Genomic DNA, 18,144 nt, shown 5'->3' with positions numbered 1-18,144 from the left:
CCTAAATTACTCTTATACCGGTCGAATCGACACATCGCCGGCTACTACGCGTTCAACTTGGCCATTATCTGCACGTTCTACAATTAAGTTTCCGTCCCGATCTAAATCAACAGCGTGGCCAATATAATCTTCTCCCGGTGCTTTTACCGTTACATCCTTATTAAGGGTAATACTATATAGTTTCCATTCCTCTAATGTGCTGTCAAAGCCTTCGGTGCATACCTTTTTATACTGCATTTCCAAACAGCGCAATATCACATCTAACGCATGCCGTCTATCTACCTGCACACCTTCCACTGCAAAAGATGTGCCTATCGATTGTAACTCTTCCGGGAAATCCTTTAATTGTGAACTTATATTAATACCTATGCCCATCACGATATAATCGATGGCTTCCATGGAACCACTCATTTCCGTCAGGATTCCTACCAGCTTACGTCCATGAACCATAATATCATTCGGCCATTTAATCCCTGCCGTCGTCAGTCCCAATTCACGAAAAGCCTTAATCAAGGCCACTGCCGCCATCAATGTGCACTTTGGTGCTTCAATAGGTGGAAAGGTCGGGCGTAACACAACGCTAAACCACAGCCCCTTTGCGTATGGCGAAAACCAACCGCGATTCAAACGTCCCCGTCCGGCTACCTGTTCCTCGGTAATAACCACGGTTCCCTCCGGAGTTCCTTCCTCCGCCAACCGACGTGCTTCCCGATTCGTAGACTCTGTCCGTTCAATATATTCATAGGTTCGTCCAAACGTTTCAGTAGTTAATATATCTTCCATTTCCAGAGGACTCACCAAGTCCGGTTCTTCCAATAAACGATATCCACGCTTAGTAAAGGACTCTATTTTATACCCCTTGCTACGCAACACCTCGATATGCTTCCACACCGCTGTACGCGACACTTGACAAGCCTCGGACATACTCTGTCCCGACGTAAAGCTGCCCTTGTTTTTCCGCAAGAATTCTAAAATCTCATCCCTCATGGTATCTTAGTCCTCCTTCATTAGCACCAAAGTTTACATTACGATTGTACAGGTCGCGTCGTTAAAAAGCAAGTGCGAAAGCATAAAAAAGGAAGGCCTTTTATAGCCTTCCTTTTTAGTATTAACTCTGTTCAACACTATGCCAACGCATTATGCCTTGGGTTCGTCATTCGTAGCAGACGGTTCCGCCGGAATGGAATCCGGCACAATGATACCGGCCGCTTCCAATGCTGATTTTGTTTCGTCCTTGCTTTCTTCTTCCGGTGCATGGACAGAACCGTACTTATAAAGATTTTCAATCTGTTTGTGATCAATGGTTTCTTCTTCTAGCAACGCATTGGCCATATTATGCAAGAAATCGATGTTTTCAGCGAGCATCTGCATAACATCATTATAGGCATCGGCAACAATAGCATGCATTTCTGCATCTATCTTTTCGGCTACCGCTTCGCCATAGTTGCGTTCATGACCCAAGCTACGTCCGAGGAATACTTGTTCCTGATGTTCGCCGAAAACCATCGGTCCGAGCTCATCACTCATGCCGAGACGGGTAATCATATGGCGAACAATATTTGTTACTTGCTGCAAATCACCGGAGGCTCCGCTACTGATTTCCTTCAATACCAAGGCCTCTGCACAGCGACCGCCCAACGCTACACGAATTCGCGCTAACAACTGCGACTTCGTCATATAGTTTTGTTCTTCCGTCGGCAACATCATGGTATAGCCGCCGGCACGACCGCGCGGAATAATCGTTACCTTATGTACCGGATCTGCATCAGGCAACAAATGCGCCACAATAGCATGACCCGATTCGTGGTACGCCGTCAAACGACGTTCTTTTTCGCTTACAATATGACTGCGACGTTCCGGACCATAACTTACCTTTTCACTGGCTTCTTCTAGATCGTCCATCGTCACTGTTTTCTTGTTCTGGCGTGCTGCCAATAAGGCTGCTTCATTAAGCAAGTTGCTTAAATCGGCTCCCGTAAAGCCCGGCGTTTTCTTTGCAATTACCTTCAAGTCCACATCATCGGCTAACGGTTTATTACGGGCATGCACCTTCAAAATCGCTTCGCGTCCGCGTAAGTCTGGTTTATCTACGGTAACCTGACGGTCAAAGCGTCCCGGACGGAGCAATGCCGGATCAAGAATATCCGGTCGGTTAGTAGCCGCAATCGTAATAATTCCTTCGTTAGCACCAAAACCATCCATTTCTACGAGCAACTGATTCAACGTTTGTTCACGTTCATCATGTCCCCCGCCAAGGCCAGCACCACGTTGACGCCCTACCGCATCAATTTCGTCGATAAAGATAATGCAAGGCGCATTCTTCTTTGCTTGATTAAACAAATCACGTACACGCGAAGCACCTACACCGACAAACATTTCCACGAAGTCAGACCCACTGATACTAAAAAACGGTACGCCTGCTTCACCGGCTACGGCACGGGCCAATAAGGTTTTACCGGTACCCGGAGGTCCAAAAAGCAAAACCCCTTTAGGAATTTTCGCTCCGATAGCATTAAACTTACCGGGATTGCGCAAAAATTCAACAACTTCTTCCAGCTCTTGTTTTGCTTCATCTGCACCGGCTACGTCTTTAAAGGTAACATTTACCTTGCCTTCACCCTGCATCTTGGCGCGACTCTTGCCAAAGTTCATTACGCGTCCGCCCCCACCTTGGGTTTGCTGCATAATGAAGAACCATACCCCGATTAACAATATAATCGGTAATATGGAGGTGAGCATGCTCATCCACCACGCCGGCTGTTCCGGCGGCTTTGCCGTTACTTCCACGCCATTCTGCACCAATTGCGGAATCAGATTAGCATCCGTCGGCGCATACGTAGTGAAATCCGGTCCATTCTTAATCTTACCTACAATCGCGTGGTTATCCGTTATCGTTACACTTTCAACCTTCTTTTGCGAGACCTGTTGCAGGAAGCTGGTATAACTCATTTCCGACTTCGCTGTATTAGAGCCTGAGAAAGAATCAATAACCGTTACTGCCGCTACGATAATAAGCAAGTATAGCAACATGTTCTTTACAAATCGACTCAATCTATTACCCCTTTCAATATTCTTATTACTGTTATTTCATTAGCTAAGTGTACGAATATACACCTAGATAATATAGTATCACATTTTTATCTTGCACACAATATATCTTCGCCCATTACAGTCATCTCGGTCTACAGGCGCTTATTGATATACTTCTTCTTTCAAGACACCGACATAAGGTAACTGGCGATATTTTTCATCATAGTCAAGACCGTAGCCTACTACAAAGTAGTCCGGAATTACAAACCCTTGGTAATCCACGTGTACATCTACTTTACGGCGATCCGGTTTATTAAGCAATGCTGCCAAGCGCACGCTCTTCGCATTACGTGATTTTAAATTCTTAAGTAAGTAATGCAACGTTGTTCCCGTATCAACGATATCTTCTACGACAACAACATTCTTTCCTTCCACCGGTCGATCCAAATCTTTCAAAATTCGGACAACACCGCTGCTAACCGTACTGCTTCCATAGCTGGAGCAAGAAATAAAATCAAGCGTTACATTGCCTGTTATATGGCGTGCTAAATCGGAGAAAAACATAACGGCCCCCTTCAATACACATACCAATACAACATCCTCACCACGGTAATCTTCCGAAATTTGCTTTCCCAATTCCGCTACACGTTGTTTTAATTCTTCTTCAGAAATCAATACTTCTTTCACTACGTCTAACATGATTCTACCTCCTTGAAGGCGCCTATAATATAGGTCGCTTCACTTTCGCTCCGTATACAAACGGGCCTATCTGCCGTAGCCGGGCCAAATACAGTATTACTATCCTTAGCCGCCAAGAACATAATCGTATCACGCTCTTGCCGTGGAATTTTTCTGTCAATGCACCAGTCCTTTAATTTCTTCCGACCTCTGCATTGACCGGTAGCATCCACTATATAAATACGATCACCGGCTCGGCGCGTTCTTACTTCTACGCCGTCCGGAGCCATTACTGCCGGCACCATAAATAATGTATTGGTCCGACAATGCTCCATTAAGGCAGCACCATTCCCCGTAACGCATTCTACGGCCTCAATACACACAGTACGATGCAACTTCGTTTGTGCATCTTTTGCGTGATTGGCAATAAGTCGTTCGACTTGTATTATATCATATTGTACGCTAACCTTCACCTGACCCACGGAAAATTGTTTATCCCCGCCGTTATGTGCCATGCGCTCCACTATCTCCGCATGTGCGGCTGAAGGTATCTGCGATGCAATCATCCAAAACCAACGGCGCCACAAACGATAACGAACCGCAGCCGATTCTTTAAGAAACGCTTGTCGATTCACCTGAATACCATTTTCCACTACCCGTTCCAGCTTAGTCGCACGCCGCACTACCTCAGCCCTTAGAAAATCTTCATCCATAGCTGCAGCTTCGCCTAGTCTCACCAATGCCTCTGTTACAGCCGGATTTATTTGTTTGAGCATCGGTATAATCTCCAATCGCAAACGATTTCTGGCATACATGGGTAATTCATTGGTTTTATCATGGGCAACCGTCAGTTGTTTATCAGCCACATAAGTCGCGATTTCTTTCTTTGTCACACCTAAGAAAGGACGCCACAATTCTCCGTCCAATACCTTCATTCCCTGCAAGCCTTTAGTGCCGCTGCCACGCAGGATATGCGCCAAAATACTTTCCGCTTGATCATCACGATGATGTGCCGTCGCTATATATGTGTACCCATGAATGTGTGCTGTCTCATAAAGAAATGCATAGCGTCGTTCACGACTTACCGTTTCAATGGATTGTCCGCTTGCTTTTGCTGCCTCTTTTGCATCAAAACGCATCGTATAGCAGGGTATATGTAAATGATCGGCATGTGCCTGCACCAGTGCTACTTCCTCTACACTTTCCGGACGCAGCGAATGATCGACGACAGCTACCGCCAAGCGACCTTGACCGCTGGATTCACTGGCTTGCCACCATGCCAGCCAATACAGTAATGCCACCGAATCAGGTCCTCCCGAGCAAGCCACCAAAATGTCCGCTTGTGGATTCAACCGGCCATGCCGCTTCACATAGTCTGCTACCCGTTTTTCAAAAGCAGCTATTTCAGACATGTTTGTTCGCCACCAATTCTGCTTGCATTCCTTCCATGCCGTCGCGATCGCTGACGACTAAATAACCAATGTCGTAAGCATCCATAAACGATGTAACAATCTCTGCACCGGCTACGATAATATCCGCACGTCCCGCCGGTAATCCGGGAACATGGCTTCGCTCTTCTGCTGTCATATACCGTAGCTCCATAACCATGCCTTCGATTGCTTCTCGCGTAAGACGATGCCCTTGTACCTTCATCGGGTTGTATGCATTTAACGTTAGATGAATCGCTGCCAAGGTCGTAATCGTACCGCCAATTCCAATATATTCTCCAAAAGGGCCGGCAATAGGCATAGGGTCCCACAGGAAGCGTGTTTCTTCCCACACAGCTTGAGGTCCTTCCTCAGCTATTGCTTGTAGGCGCACTGCCCCCACCGGATACGACCGCCGCCAATACACCTCATGAATATCACCTAACGCAAGTTCTGTACTACCGCCGCCGACATCAATCAAAGCGTAATGTTTTTCATCCCCTAAATAGTCACCGACGGCTCCACGAAAACCATAATAGGCTTCCTCTTCGCCGGTTAAAATTCGGCCTTCCATGGGACATATCTTTACGGCCTCTTTCATAAACTCTTCTCCGTTCGGCGCTTCACGAACAGCGCTTGTTGCCAATCCGATAACCTTCTCAGCACCATATGCCTGTACCGCTTCCTTGATGTCCCGCAAAGCGTCCAAGCCTTTTTGTATTGCTTCTTCCGTAAGATAACCGTTGGCATCGCGGTTCCCTAATCGCGTTGTCCACAATCGTTTTAGTTCATTATGCCACTGTCCATCAATATATGTTCCCAATAATAAGCGAAATGAATTTGACCCAAGATCGATAATCGCTGCTTTCATAATAACTCCTTTCCACACACTGTTATGTGCTGTAGATGAAAAAAGATGATGCGAGCTGTTCGCATCATCTTTAAGATTTAATCTCTGCGACCGCCTCGACCGCCGCGTTTTGATTCTGTATTACGTTTTAAATCTGTTAACCGTTCTTCGCTGTCCTTAAGAAAACGGCTCATTTTATCTTCAAACGATAAATTGCTATGTGCTTTTCGCTCAAAGGATCCTCTGTGATGACCTTCAAAGCTTCCCTTACCGCCATCCCCATTACGACGACCGTGGAATTCCTTATGCTCTTTGAATTCACGCTTACCCGGACGTTCTGCCTTTTCCGGCTTCGGCTGCGTTTGTTTAATTGATAAACTAACCTTGCCCTTTTCGTCTACGCCGAGAACCTTAACCTTTACTTTATCCTGTTCTTTAAGGAAATCATGAATATCTTCTACATATTCATTGGCAACTTCCGAAATGTGAACTAATCCTGTTTGCTTGTTACCTAAATCTACAAACGCACCAAATTTTGTAATACCCGTTACCGTGCCTTCAAGAACACTACCGACTTCAATGGCCATGCTAAACGATGCCCTCCCAAATTAGTTAAAATTACGTATGTGTCATATATACTTATACACATACGATAATTATAAGGGGGCGCGAAAAACCTTGTCAATATGTCAATTTATTTTATATAGGGTACCTCACCGGGACGTACTAAGCCCAATTCGTCACGAGCCACGCTTTCAATATATTTAGGATCGCTCAGCTTTGCCTTCTCCGCTTCCAACTCCTTGTTGCGTTGCTGCAATTGCTCTAGCTGTTGCTGTACATGTTGTTGCTCTTGATAAATCTGCATCATTTCATACCCTTGTACAATAAGGATACAAAAAAAGATAACAGCCACAATAACTGCGCCTACCGTCGTATAACGTATAACCTGTCGTTGCTTTCTGCGACTTTGGGCGCCTGGTGCCGTGATTCGTTTTTTTTGTGCCATGCCGGCCACCTCACTCCGTTAAATGTCAGTTTCATTATAGCATAGAAATCCTACCTTCAATAGTATATAATAAGTGTATTGTTAGTGCGCAACCATACATGTTGTGCGTACAGATTCAACAGTCCCCTATAGGATAGATTAAAGCAGTTATCTTACTCATTACCATAACCAAGGAGGTATATATGTCTGTTCAAACACGAAAAGTAGCTATTATAGGAACCGGCCATGTAGGTTCTCACGTAGCCTTTGCACTTGCTACACAAGGTGAGGTTGATGAACTCTACATGTCGGATATTGATAAAGAAAAAGCGCTGTCGCAAGCCACCGACGTAAACGATGCCGTCAGTTATCTGCCGCACCACGTAGAAGCCAAAGCCTGTGATATCGAAGACATCGGTACATGCGATATTCTCGTAATCTCTGCCGGACCGTTGCCCGATCCCAATAAGGATAGACTAGAATCCCTCGGCGATACAGTAGCTATTCTGAAAGATGTCCTTCCGCGAGTAAAAGCATCCGGCTTCAACGGATGTATTCTCAGCATTTCTAATCCGGCTGATGTCGTAGCTGCTTATATACAACGTGTACTTAATTATCCAAAGCATAAAATTATCTCTTCCGGTACTGCCTTGGATTCGGCTCGACTTCAACGCTTATTATCCGAAACGTTGCAAGTAAATCGTCGTTCGCTCACTGCATTCGCCATGGGAGAGCATGGTGGCAGTGCTATGGTTCCATGGTCACATGTTACTGTAGGCGGTAAGCCTTTAATCGATTTACAGACCAGTATGCCGGAACGCTTTCCTTCTTTTGATCACGATGCTATGACTGAAGCTATGAAATATGGCGGTTACCTGGTTCTCAAAGGAAAGGGCTCTACCGAATTCGGCATTGCTTCTTCAGCGGTAGAAATCATACGCGCTATTTTTCATAATGAGCACAAAATTCTACCCGTGTCCTGTCTATTGGATGGTGAGTACGGACAGCACAATGTCTTCGCATCTGTACCGGCAATGCTGGGCAAAGACGGGGTAGAACTCATTGTAGAGTTAAACTTAACTGCTGATGAACAGGAGCGCTTTGCTGCTTCTTGTAATCGTATTCGCGAATACTTAGCCAAAGCTGATACGTTCTAATTTCTAAGTGATGCATGCTCTTTTTCATAACACAGCTATTATCGGATAGTATCCGACAATAGCTGTTATCCCCATACTGCTTTATTTATTCTTGTCACTAACTACCAAAAAGGACTGTAATGAAATGATATTTACATCGTTTCATTACAGTCCTTTTCAGCTATCTGCTTTTAATTGTCTAATGCGCTCATATATATTCACGCCGTTATATGCTAGTTGAGGATACAACTCTGCCAAAGGCTCCAACACAAAAAGCCGATCCCAAAAATACGGGTGTGGCACTTGAAGTGTATCGGTATGCCACGTAAGCGGTGTTGAGACATGCAAGAGTTCCTCCATCTTCTCAGCCCAAACAATGTCGAGATCCAAAGTGCGCGGCCCCCAATGAATTTCACGAGTACGACCGGCCTCTTGTTCTAATGTATGTAAATAATCCAACATGACCTCCGGTTGTAAGGAAGTGCTTACCTTAATGACACCATTTAAAAAGGGCTCTTGATGTACATTCCCCCATGGTGGAGTATCATACCACGACGATCTGTGAACACGATATATATCCGGATGCCGAGCCAGCCCCGTTACTGCTGCTTGTAAGTAGCCGTAGCGATCACCTATATTTGATCCTACACCAATATAATATGTATACATATGCTACCTCAAATCTGACCTCGTGTAATCGTCACTTCCACATAATCCAACATACCACTAATAGGCACAGAAGGCTTGCGTACGGTAACTGCCAAGCCTACAATACCTTTATTAGAATTCCACAACTCGTCAGCAATGAGAGATCCTACTCGTTCCAGTAATTTACACGGCGTTTCCGTCATAATACGTTCTACTGTATCGTAGATATCTACATAATTGATAGAATCCTCCAGCTGATCCGTCTGTCCCGGCTTTGTCAAATCAGCCAACACCGTAACATCTACAAAAAAGCGTTGTCCTTGTGTTGTCTCGGAAGGCAAGTTACCATGATACGCGTAAAATCCCATATTTTTAAGAACTATTTTATCCATACTACTCACCTCGCAGTAATACATCTGCTACGGTTAAGGCCTTTTTATGCATATCCACATTGTGAACCCGTACCATATCCACGCCTTGAATAATCCCCGTAATACATGCGGCTACCGTACCTTCATCACGTTGATCCGCAGGTATATCATTCAATATGGTGCCAATAAATCGCTTGCGACTGGGTGCCAACAAGACGGGATATTCATAGGCTGTAATTTCTCCGAGTCTTTGCAGGACCTCAATATTTTGTGCGCCAGTTTTACCGAAACCAATCCCCGGATCGAGCCAAATATTTTGTGGCTTAATGCCTTCCTTCAGGGCAATATCTACAGACGCAAAAAAGAATGCCTTCATATCCTCGATAATGTCTCCGTAATTAGTGTCATTCTGATTATGCATAATAATGACCGGTACATTGTATTGTGCTGCTACTGCAGCCATATCCCGATCGTAACGAAGCCCCCAAATATCGTTCAGAATATGAGCTCCTTTACTCAAGGCATATTCCGCAGATTTGGCCCGATACGTATCTATCGATACCGGTACCGTCGAAACATCTAATACCGGCTCTAAGATAGCCTTCATCCGTTCTATTTCTTCGTCTACGGAAATTTGTGTATGTCCCGGTCTGGTAGATTCTACACCTACGTCGATGACATCAGCCCCCTGTGCAATCATCTCTTCAGCATGCGCCACGGCCGCTTCCGTAGTATTATACCGACCACCATCGGAAAAAGAATCCGGTGTCCCATTAAGAATCCCCATGATAAGGGTGCTATCATCCAGCTGTAATTGTTTTCCGTCACTCCACTTATAACTCCGGCGTTTGAACATAGTCTGAACCTCCCAATATGGCCAGCGCTTCTTCACGCAAGGCTCCTGTTTTACTCAGTATACCGCGACTTTCCAATGTCGTCACCTTAGTGCCCGGCTGCAATTCGCCTTTCATCAGCATACACAGCTGTGTACCGGTTACCCGTACCATAACTCCGTCCGCCAATAAATCCCGTTCAATGGAATCCGCAATTTCTCTGGTCAATCGTTCCTGCAACTGCGGTCTGCGCGCATATAAGTCTACGATATCACCAATTTTACTCAGTCCCGCTACGCAACCTTCATGAGGCTGATAAATCACATCAGCTACACCGAAAAAGGGCATTAAGTGATGCTCACATACCGAATAATAAGGTATATTGGTAACCGCTATCAAGCCTTTATATTCCGTGGAAAAAATCTCACCCCATACAGCTCTACTGGACCCCATTCGTCCGCGAAACAACTCTTCGAACAAGGCCACCACTCGTTCCGGCGTTTTCTCCATGCCTTCTGCAGTTAAATCTATACCCAAGCCTTCCAAGAACATAGTCATACCCTCTACGGCCTGACGATTCATAGCTAGGACCTCCTACATCATTCCTTCTGCTGCACAACACTATACTATTTTTGTCGTCCAGTCCTCAACATTCCAAATATCCGTCACCCATGATTCATAAAACTCCGGTTCGTGGCTGACTATAATAACCGTTCCTTTAAATGCCTGTAAAGCTGCCTTTAATTCTTCCTTGGCATCCACATCTAAATGATTCGTCGGTTCATCTAATACCAATACATTATATGATTCCTGCATCAGCTTACATAATCGTACTTTTGCATTTTCGCCGCCGGATAACACACGCATTTGACTTGTAATATGCTCGTTTGTCAATCCACATCGTGCTAATGCAGCGCGTACCTCCGCATTAGTCATCGCCGGATAAGCATCCCAGATGTATTCTAATGCTGTTCTGGTATTCTGTGCCGTATCTTCTTGAGCAAAATAACCAATTTGTAAAAATTCGCCTCGCTCAATCGTGCCCTCTATTGCCGGTTGCATACCAAGCAATGTTTTTAAGAGCGTTGTCTTCCCCAGACCGTTTACACCGCGAATAGCTAGCTTTTGCCCTCGCTCGATAACTACGTCCACAGGTCGTGTCAACGGTTCGTCATAGCCTAACACCAATCCTGTCGCCTCAATAATATAACGACTCGGTGTACGCCCTTCTTTAAATCCAAAGGATGGTTTAATATGTGTTTTCGGCTTACTCAGAAGTTCCATTTTTTCCAACCGCTTAGCTCTGGAATTGGCCATCCCACGCGTAGCAACGCGCGCTTTATTACGGGAGATAAAGTCCTCCATGCGCTCAATTTCCTGTTGTTGTCTTTCATAGGCTTTAATGGCTTGTTGCCGCTGTACTTCGTAGGCCGCTAAGAACTGATCATAGTTGCCTGTATAGCGAGTTAATACGGCCTGTTCAATATGGTAAATTACATTAACCACCGCATTTAAAAATTCCATATCATGCGAAATGAGAATAAATGCATTTTCATAATTCTGCAAATATGTTTGTAACCATTGAATATGTTCCGCATCAAGATAATTGGTCGGTTCATCCAATAATAAAATCGTCGGCTGTTCTAAGAGCAATTTCGTTAACAATACCTTGGTGCGCTGTCCGCCGCTTAGCTCCGTAACATCGCGATCGAGTCCGATATCTACAAGGCCCAGCCCTTGCGCCGTCTTTTCGATGGTAGCATCGATCTCATAAAAGCCTCGTTGCTCCAATAGTTCTTGCCATTCACCGGTCTGTTCCAGCAATTCGTTCATCCGCACTTCATCGCAGTCTGTCATTTCATTGTAAGCAGCTTGCATCTGCTCTTCTATTGCGAACAGCTCTTTAAAGGCATCGCGCAATACATCGCGAATCGTTTGCCCTGCCGTAAGCACACTGTGCTGATCCAGATAACCTACGGTTACCTTATTCGACCAGGTTACAGTTCCTTCATCCGGCATTAGCTTACCCGTAATAATATTTAAAAAGCTCGACTTGCCCTCGCCATTGGCACCGATCAAGCCTACATGCTCTCCCTTTAACAAGCGGAACGATGCATCATCTAAAATTTGACGAGCCCCGAATCCGTGGGTCACGTGAGAAACAGTTAATACGCTCATTCTTACTCTCCAAACACAGTATAGGTATTTGAAAAGCCGCCTTCAACAAGACGGCTTTTCTTCAATTTATTCTCTTATTTTACCTTTATTTCCACGGTATGTCAAAAAGCTCCGTTTTTCGGCATAATCAACAATGTATTGACAATGCCCCTAAAAGTAATACACCTGCCTATAGGAAGAGAGAAATAATTGTCCGATCCTGCGCCTGTGACATAACAAATTATCGGCTCCGTATCATCATGTCGGTGGGCCTTCTCTAATCCGAAAAGTAACTTCTCGGTAAGAAGTGCCCACAAGTCCTCTTCGTCGCCTGCCTCTTCTTCCCCTATTGAACCATCTACACAAACGGTAGCATAAGGCAGTATCACACCGGATACCCATTTTCCCATGGAGCCGGAAGTCATTGTCTCTACCCATCGATTGGTATGAGCCCAATCACCGTAAAAATCTACCGGCAAAATCATAACCGCCTGCCGTTCACTCTCTATAAACTCGCGCCATTGATACTCCAGGCCATCTAATGTCCCCACCACCAGGCGCCCACCTTCATGCAATGCCGATATATAACCATGCGGCGGTGCCGGCAATGGTTCAAGAGCACGTACCCGGTCAAAACATACTTGCTGTAATTGCCATTGCGCCATTGGATATGTTTCCAATGTCGCCACATCGGTAAGTATTACCTCTCTATGGTAATGATATTGTACATACATTCCTACATCAACTAGCGAAGTGTCAACCAATAACAAACCTTCTTTCACTATGTGTAATTCATTATACAAAGCTTCGGCCCACAGCCCGATATGCTCCGGTGAAACTGTTTGATCCGTCAAAAAAATCCAATGGTCACCTATTCTTTTTCGATGCAAACGTATGGTGGCTTGTTTATTATGATTTCTCACTGCTTCATCCTCTTTACTGCTTACTCTGTCCTATGTATTTTATCGTTTCTGTATATTTACGCCCATCCACTTTATCAGTACAATACGAACCATACCGGTTAATACCTTGTATAAATTTCAAATTTTCACAAGGTCCTTCGCGATATTTTTACATTATTATATATTTGTTATACAGGATGTGGTAGTATGAATCAATCTCCGGTACCTAATTTACTAACAATACAAGACATGAGCTCGGTAGGCCGTTGCTCCCTAACGGTAATGCTTCCTATTGCGGCCGCTTTAGGTTGCCAAGCAATCCCCTTGCCGACAGCCGTCTTATGTAATCACTTAGAGTACCCACGCTATGAACTGGTAGACTTTACGGACTCCATGACACCGTTTATGAATTGCTGGCAAGCCAATGGCATCACCTTTGACGGAATCCAAAGCGGCTTCCTTGCCTCGCCTGAGCAAATTCATCTGGTCATCGATGCCATCGATCGCTTTGCTACACCGTCAATGCCGATTATTGTAGACCCCGCTATGGCAGACCACGGTCGACTGTACAGCGTATACACCTCAACTATGGTGGAAGAAATGAGAACCCTGATTAGTCGTGCTACGATTATAAAGCCTAATTTTACGGAAGCCTCGTTCCTTCTTGATCGACCGTATAGCACGGATGTTTTATCGCAAGAAGCCGTAGCCGACTATTGCCGTGCTTTACACGCTATGGGGCCGCGCTATATTATTCTGTCCAGCGTTCCCGCCGAAAGCGATGCCTTGGTGGCCGTGTATGATGGTAAGCTCGATTTGCTTCGCTTTGTTCGTACGCCTTTACTACCGGTAACACCGCACGGCTCGGGTGATATTTTTACAGCTGTTCTCAGCGGTGCCATTCTGAAAGGTGCCGACGTATATGATGCGGCCCGCTTAGCCTCCGTCTTCACCACCGACGCATTACGCTATACCGTTGATTCCATCGGTTCTCTTCGCGATGGCCTTCTATTTGAGCCTTTACTCCATCGTTTGACAAATCAACAATGGTAGGAATAAACGATAAGACCCTTACAGCCGGGTACCTCCCGGATGCAAGGGTCTTTTACTATGTATTAGTTACAACTTCATTTCTATATATCGACAGCTATATGCGTTATATGTATTACCGTTCCTGTGTCTGTAGTTCATAGGCCGGCATTAATTGTAACTTGTGAAGATTCATCCTATGCAACCGATCAATACGCTCCTTCGTAGCCGTACTTTCACATTCACCGGTCAGTATATAGTGATCCAGCTCAGCATAGGTAAATCCTAATTTGTCCTCATCGGACAATCCACTTAAACCATCGGAAGGGCATTTGTATACTAAGTCATGCGGCACTCCCAATACTTCACCCAACTGCCGTACTTCATGGACCAACAGCTGTTGAAGAGGGCTGAAGTCACCGGCTGCATCACCGTATTTAGTGGAATAACCAACATAATCCTCCGATGCATTGCAGGTATTGACTACTCTTGCTCCACCGGGAAGCGATTGTGCTACCGCATATAATGTAGCCATCCTAATTCTAGCGGGCAAGTTAATTTTACTATCGTCAGAAATACCATTGCTCAGTACATCACAGCCCTCTGCCGTTGCAACAGCATGCAGCAAACCATTGACTGCCTCTGCTATATTTACCGTTACAGTGCGAATTCCCAAATGACGAGCTATTTGTTTAGCATCCTCAATATCCTTTTGTACTCCGTTGGGCATTAATACACCAATAACACGTTCACAGCCTAACGCCGTTACACATAACGCAGCCGTCACCGAGGAATCCTTACCGCCGGATAAACCAATAACAACCTTTGTCGTCTCTCCGGCTGCTGACATATAGGTACGAATCCATTCACATAACGAAGCCGCTGTCTTTTTTGCATCCCGTAACATTGTAACGCCTACCTCTCAGTGCTTATCCATGGCATCCAATAAATCCATCTTCATCTCATAATAGGCCGGGCTCATATCCAAATAATGTACATGCGGATTTGAGAAGCGTTGTTCTTCCGGCCAAATCTCAAAGTCCAGCTGATGCGTGACATAATCGCGTATTTCATCTAAGGTAGGCAACGTACCTACACGCTTACCATCACGGATAACCGGTACTTGCAATTCTCTTGCCGTGCAATTTTCATAATACATCGTCTTCCAAGGCTTCCGCGGATCCACATAGCGATACGGGGCCTTGACATTAGGCGGTGCTTCCGTCGCCAACGTAATCAAATCGGCAATCGCATTCCCCGATTCATTATAAATGCGATATAATTTCTTCTTCCCCGGATTAGTAATTTTTTCTACGCTTTCCGATACCTTAATGCGCGGTTCGCAAACGCCGTTCTTTATGACACCGGCAATTTTATATACACCGCCAAACACGGGATCTGATTTTGCCGTAATCAATCGTTCACCGACACCAAATGCGTCAATCTGTCCGCCTTGTCGAAGAATCGATCCGATAGTATATTCATCAAGGCTGTTGGAGGCTACGATAATGCAATCCGTCAAGCCGGCTTCATCTAACATTAACCGCACCTTTTGCGACAAGTACGCTAAATCACCGGAATCTAGGCGCACTCCTTTTAGGCGCTTGCCCATCGGTTCCAATACTTCTTTTGCCGCTTGAATCGCATTGGGAACACCGGACCTAACCACATCATACGTATCTACCAACAGCACGGCATTATCCGGATATATACGGCAAAACTGAGCAAAGGCTTCGTATTCGCTGTCATAATACATTACCCAGCTATGGGCCATCGTTCCACTAACGGGAATATTAAACATTTTTCCCGCCAGAACAGTAGCTGTATTGGCCGCCCCTCCAATGTACGCTGCCCTTGCGCCATACACGGCTGCATCTACATTATGTGCCCGCCGAGCACCAAAATCGGAGACGCTGCGCCCCTTGGCAGCCCGTACAATACGACGCGCCTTAGTAGCAATCAATGATTGATGATTAATTTCTGTTAATATTGCTGTTTCTACTAACTGTGCATCAATAAGAGGGGCCGTAATCGTCACCAACGGTTCATGAGGATACACGATGGTTCCTTCCGGCACCGCATCAACAGATCCCGTAAAGCGATAGTTTTTTAAATACGTTAAAAACGCTTCACTGTATAATCCAAGCGAGCGCAGATACTCAATTTCTTCCTCATCAAAATGAAGATTTTCTATGTATTCAACGACCTGTTCCAACCCGGCAAATACGGCAAAGCCTCCCTTATCGGGATTTTTTCTGTAAAATACATCGAATACTACTTGCTCTGAACAATCGCGATCTTCATAATAGCCATTCGCCATAGTCAGTTCATATAAATCCATGCACATGGATATATTTCTTTGACTGCACTGAGGCATGTCCGCACCTCCTTAAAATGCCGCATGTACACAATATACGGTTTATTCTATTATAATAGGATTCAAGAAAATGAGCCATACATTTCTATGCAATCAGCCACTTGATGAGAAAAATTCATCAAGTGGCTGTCATATATAAGCACACCGGTCTTACGAGACCCTCGTCTCTGTCTCATCCGGTGCATTAACCTATATGCTGTTCACACTCCTTGGCAATACGGTCTTCACCGGCCTGCATTGCTTGCAGTGTCTTCGTCAATAACTCATCAAGCTCCCAACCGAGCATGTCCGCACCACGCTTAATAACATCGCGCGAACAACCGGCAGCAAATTTTTTGTCCTTAAATTTCTTCTTTAGACTTTTTAATTCCATGTCCTTCGTCGATTTTGAAGGGCGCATCAAAGCAGCGGCACCGATAAGCCCTGTTAATTCATCGGCTCCGTATAACACCTTTTCCATGAGATCCTTCGGTTCCCAATCATTGTGAAGTTCATAGGCATGGCTACAAATAGAATAAATCATATCTTCCTCTACACCGGCTGCCTGTAATAATTCTATAGCCTTTACGCAGTGCTCCTCCGGATACATTTCAAAGTCAATATCATGAAGCAAGCCTACCATCCCCCAATAGTCTACTTCATCGGCACGCCCCAATTCTTCAGCGAACCAACGCATCACTGCTTCCACTGTCAAACCGTGTTGAATATGAAAGGGCTCTTTATTATATTGTTTTAAAGCATCTATAGCCGCTTCTCTAGTAATCGTACAAGTTCTCATGGGACTTTCCTCTCTTTCTTTTATACATAACTTTTCTTGCCATTGTATCACACACCAATCGTACTTTCAAGGTAGACACATAGACACTTACCCGACATAATAAAGTACTTACTAAAGAAATCGATTAAAATACCACTACCGTAAAAAGGGGGCTGTAACCGAAATACGAGTAAAAAACTCAATTTCGTTACAGCCCCTTATCCTATTAATTATTGTTGTCTAAATTCATATTTTTTTAACAAATCCAACAAGCGTGCCTTATCATTGGCACTCCATGAAGACATCGCCTCTATAACAAACTGGCGACTACTGGGCAAAGCTTCTTCGATAACTGCTTGTCCTAACGGCGTAGTCAGGTGAAGCATAGAGCGACGGCGATCCTTTTCATCCGTATACCGTTCTACATATCCTCTTTTTTCTAAATTTCGAATAATAAGGGGAATCGTTCCGGTAGTACTGAAAATTTTGCGTTGCACTTCACCTACCGTCAAATCACCTTTTACATATAACGCTTCTAATACACCGTACTGACCTATTGTTAAGCCGTACTTCGCCAATACGCGAGCCAGCTGACGATCAATATCATTGAGTACTCTATTTAAGCCAATGAGCAGCTGCAACTCTACCGGTTTTTCTGCTTGATTCATACATATTACCTCCATACACAACTCTCACAATGATTGCCTGTGTTCATCAGTGCCACCGACAGTATACGGCAATGGTCACTTGCCCCTCGCAATCAATATAACACGGGACTTACGCCCTCTCTCCTTGTCTCAATCCCAACCACCTGTTACGTGCTGCTATCGCACACGACCAGATTGCACCCTCCCGACAAGTACAATCTTTCCGTAATGAACTCCACTAAAAAAACTCGATAGTTATCATTAATTCTTCAGGTTATACTTATGAGATTGTTTAATTATAACATATATACTCA

The 18,144-nt window shown here is 44.8% G+C and carries 19 protein-coding genes; 2 read left to right on the top strand and 17 right to left on the bottom strand.

Annotation, left to right across the window (positions count from 1 at the left end):
• Positions 1 to 12: 12 nt before the first annotated feature.
• The 7 genes from Q5873_RS06310 to ftsL all read right to left on the bottom strand — a co-directional run bounded on the left by Q5873_RS06310 (position 13) and on the right by ftsL (position 6,994).
• A complete protein-coding gene (locus Q5873_RS06310; RefSeq protein ID WP_303059922.1) occupies positions 13 to 987 on the bottom strand; it encodes a biotin--[acetyl-CoA-carboxylase] ligase in 975 nt (324 codons plus the stop codon).
• 150 nt (positions 988 to 1,137) lie between these two features.
• Positions 1,138 to 3,051 carry an ATP-dependent zinc metalloprotease FtsH gene (gene ftsH / locus Q5873_RS06305; RefSeq protein ID WP_028255001.1) on the bottom strand — a complete coding sequence of 638 codons (1,914 nt, stop codon included), beginning with the start codon at positions 3,049 to 3,051 and terminating at the stop codon, positions 1,138 to 1,140.
• Between the two features lie 141 nt (positions 3,052 to 3,192).
• Complete coding sequence (hpt, locus tag Q5873_RS06300; RefSeq protein WP_028255000.1) at positions 3,193 to 3,729, bottom strand: hypoxanthine phosphoribosyltransferase; 537 nt, start codon at positions 3,727 to 3,729, stop codon at positions 3,193 to 3,195.
• Positions 3,723 to 5,120 (bottom strand): tRNA lysidine(34) synthetase TilS, encoded by a 1,398-nt coding sequence (gene tilS, locus Q5873_RS06295; protein WP_303059919.1) that lies wholly within the window; start codon positions 5,118 to 5,120, stop codon positions 3,723 to 3,725. Before tilS ends, hpt begins: the two co-directional genes overlap by 7 nt.
• The gene (locus Q5873_RS06290) at positions 5,113 to 6,006 is read right to left on the bottom strand and encodes a Ppx/GppA phosphatase family protein (protein ID WP_303059917.1); all 894 of its coding nucleotides are present in this window, start codon (positions 6,004 to 6,006) and stop codon (positions 5,113 to 5,115) included. Before Q5873_RS06290 ends, tilS begins: the two co-directional genes overlap by 8 nt.
• Positions 6,007 to 6,083: 77 nt before the next feature.
• Positions 6,084 to 6,572, bottom strand: a complete 489-nt coding sequence (locus Q5873_RS06285) for a S1 domain-containing RNA-binding protein (RefSeq protein ID WP_276626930.1) — start codon at positions 6,570 to 6,572, stop codon at positions 6,084 to 6,086.
• Positions 6,573 to 6,679: 107 nt separating this feature from the next.
• On the bottom strand, positions 6,680 to 6,994 hold the full coding sequence (gene ftsL / locus Q5873_RS06280; RefSeq protein WP_051245724.1) for a cell division protein FtsL: 315 nt from the start codon (positions 6,992 to 6,994) through the stop codon (positions 6,680 to 6,682).
• 182 nt (positions 6,995 to 7,176) lie between these two features.
• On the opposite strand from ftsL, the gene Q5873_RS06275 reads away from it, so the two are divergent.
• Complete coding sequence (locus tag Q5873_RS06275; RefSeq protein WP_028254996.1) at positions 7,177 to 8,130, top strand: L-lactate dehydrogenase; 954 nt, start codon at positions 7,177 to 7,179, stop codon at positions 8,128 to 8,130.
• A 156-nt stretch (positions 8,131 to 8,286) separates the two neighbouring features.
• On the opposite strand, the gene folK is transcribed toward Q5873_RS06275, so the two are convergent.
• The 6 genes from folK to Q5873_RS06245 form a co-directional block, all read right to left on the bottom strand.
• Positions 8,287 to 8,778, bottom strand: a complete 492-nt coding sequence (folK, locus tag Q5873_RS06270) for a 2-amino-4-hydroxy-6-hydroxymethyldihydropteridine diphosphokinase (protein ID WP_303059913.1) — start codon at positions 8,776 to 8,778, stop codon at positions 8,287 to 8,289.
• A gap of 8 nt (positions 8,779 to 8,786) precedes the next feature.
• The gene (gene folB, locus Q5873_RS06265) at positions 8,787 to 9,149 is read right to left on the bottom strand and encodes a dihydroneopterin aldolase (RefSeq protein WP_028254994.1); all 363 of its coding nucleotides are present in this window, start codon (positions 9,147 to 9,149) and stop codon (positions 8,787 to 8,789) included.
• A 1-nt stretch (position 9,150) separates the two neighbouring features.
• Positions 9,151 to 9,984 (bottom strand): dihydropteroate synthase, encoded by an 834-nt coding sequence (folP, locus tag Q5873_RS06260; protein ID WP_303059911.1) that lies wholly within the window; start codon positions 9,982 to 9,984, stop codon positions 9,151 to 9,153.
• Positions 9,962 to 10,543 (bottom strand): GTP cyclohydrolase I, encoded by a 582-nt coding sequence (folE, locus tag Q5873_RS06255; RefSeq protein WP_028254992.1) that lies wholly within the window; start codon positions 10,541 to 10,543, stop codon positions 9,962 to 9,964. The genes folP and folE overlap by 23 nt, the downstream gene beginning before the upstream one ends.
• Before the next feature lie 39 nt (positions 10,544 to 10,582).
• Positions 10,583 to 12,139, bottom strand: a complete 1,557-nt coding sequence (locus Q5873_RS06250; RefSeq protein ID WP_303059903.1) for an ABC-F family ATP-binding cassette domain-containing protein — start codon at positions 12,137 to 12,139, stop codon at positions 10,583 to 10,585.
• 101 nt (positions 12,140 to 12,240) lie between these two features.
• Positions 12,241 to 13,041, bottom strand: coding sequence for a hypothetical protein (locus Q5873_RS06245; RefSeq protein WP_303059901.1), 801 nt, complete (start codon positions 13,039 to 13,041; stop codon positions 12,241 to 12,243).
• Between the two features lie 186 nt (positions 13,042 to 13,227).
• On the opposite strand from Q5873_RS06245, the gene Q5873_RS06240 reads away from it, so the two are divergent.
• Positions 13,228 to 14,073 (top strand): pyridoxamine kinase, encoded by an 846-nt coding sequence (locus tag Q5873_RS06240; RefSeq protein ID WP_028254989.1) that lies wholly within the window; start codon positions 13,228 to 13,230, stop codon positions 14,071 to 14,073.
• Positions 14,074 to 14,185: 112 nt separating this feature from the next.
• On the opposite strand, the gene nadE is transcribed toward Q5873_RS06240, so the two are convergent.
• The 4 genes from nadE to Q5873_RS06220 all read right to left on the bottom strand — a co-directional run bounded on the left by nadE (position 14,186) and on the right by Q5873_RS06220 (position 17,851).
• Positions 14,186 to 14,956, bottom strand: coding sequence for an NAD(+) synthase (nadE, locus tag Q5873_RS06235; RefSeq protein ID WP_303059898.1), 771 nt, complete (start codon positions 14,954 to 14,956; stop codon positions 14,186 to 14,188).
• 15 nt (positions 14,957 to 14,971) lie between these two features.
• On the bottom strand, positions 14,972 to 16,426 hold the full coding sequence (locus tag Q5873_RS06230; protein WP_303059897.1) for a nicotinate phosphoribosyltransferase: 1,455 nt from the start codon (positions 16,424 to 16,426) through the stop codon (positions 14,972 to 14,974).
• Positions 16,427 to 16,610: 184 nt separating this feature from the next.
• A complete protein-coding gene (locus tag Q5873_RS06225; RefSeq protein WP_289089275.1) occupies positions 16,611 to 17,204 on the bottom strand; it encodes an HDIG domain-containing metalloprotein in 594 nt (197 codons plus the stop codon).
• Positions 17,205 to 17,413: 209 nt separating this feature from the next.
• Positions 17,414 to 17,851 (bottom strand): MarR family winged helix-turn-helix transcriptional regulator, encoded by a 438-nt coding sequence (locus Q5873_RS06220; protein ID WP_303059894.1) that lies wholly within the window; start codon positions 17,849 to 17,851, stop codon positions 17,414 to 17,416.
• Between the last annotated feature and the right edge of the window lie 293 nt (positions 17,852 to 18,144).

This window comes from Veillonella magna (assembly GCF_959600285.1).
Lineage (GTDB): Bacteria > Bacillota > Negativicutes > Veillonellales > Veillonellaceae > Veillonella_A > Veillonella_A magna.
Note: the sequence above shows the minus strand (reverse complement) of the source record. Positions and strands in the feature narration are given on the sequence as shown.

Excerpts from the sequence above, each read along its gene's own strand:
- folB (WP_028254994.1), bottom strand. The coding sequence starts at position 9,149 with ATGGATAAAATAGTTCTTAAAAATATGGGATTTTACGCGTATCATGGT.
- folK (WP_303059913.1), bottom strand. The coding sequence starts at position 8,778 with ATGTATACATATTATATTGGTGTAGGATCAAATATAGGTGATCGCTAC.
- Q5873_RS06290 (WP_303059917.1), bottom strand. The coding sequence starts at position 6,006 with ATGAAAGCAGCGATTATCGATCTTGGGTCAAATTCATTTCGCTTATTA.
- Q5873_RS06240 (WP_028254989.1), top strand. The coding sequence starts at position 13,228 with ATGAATCAATCTCCGGTACCTAATTTACTAACAATACAAGACATGAGC.
- Q5873_RS06275 (WP_028254996.1), top strand. The coding sequence starts at position 7,177 with ATGTCTGTTCAAACACGAAAAGTAGCTATTATAGGAACCGGCCATGTA.
- Q5873_RS06310 (WP_303059922.1), bottom strand. The coding sequence starts at position 987 with ATGAGGGATGAGATTTTAGAATTCTTGCGGAAAAACAAGGGCAGCTTT.
- hpt (WP_028255000.1), bottom strand. The coding sequence starts at position 3,729 with ATGTTAGACGTAGTGAAAGAAGTATTGATTTCTGAAGAAGAATTAAAA.
- Q5873_RS06225 (WP_289089275.1), bottom strand. The coding sequence starts at position 17,204 with ATGAGAACTTGTACGATTACTAGAGAAGCGGCTATAGATGCTTTAAAA.
- folE (WP_028254992.1), bottom strand. The coding sequence starts at position 10,543 with ATGAATCGTCAGGCCGTAGAGGGTATGACTATGTTCTTGGAAGGCTTG.
- ftsL (WP_051245724.1), bottom strand. The coding sequence starts at position 6,994 with ATGGCACAAAAAAAACGAATCACGGCACCAGGCGCCCAAAGTCGCAGA.
- Q5873_RS06250 (WP_303059903.1), bottom strand. The coding sequence starts at position 12,139 with ATGAGCGTATTAACTGTTTCTCACGTGACCCACGGATTCGGGGCTCGT.
- Q5873_RS06230 (WP_303059897.1), bottom strand. The coding sequence starts at position 16,426 with ATGCCTCAGTGCAGTCAAAGAAATATATCCATGTGCATGGATTTATAT.
- Q5873_RS06285 (WP_276626930.1), bottom strand. The coding sequence starts at position 6,572 with ATGGCCATTGAAGTCGGTAGTGTTCTTGAAGGCACGGTAACGGGTATT.
- Q5873_RS06220 (WP_303059894.1), bottom strand. The coding sequence starts at position 17,851 with ATGAATCAAGCAGAAAAACCGGTAGAGTTGCAGCTGCTCATTGGCTTA.
- nadE (WP_303059898.1), bottom strand. The coding sequence starts at position 14,956 with ATGTTACGGGATGCAAAAAAGACAGCGGCTTCGTTATGTGAATGGATT.
- folP (WP_303059911.1), bottom strand. The coding sequence starts at position 9,984 with ATGTTCAAACGCCGGAGTTATAAGTGGAGTGACGGAAAACAATTACAG.
- tilS (WP_303059919.1), bottom strand. The coding sequence starts at position 5,120 with ATGTCTGAAATAGCTGCTTTTGAAAAACGGGTAGCAGACTATGTGAAG.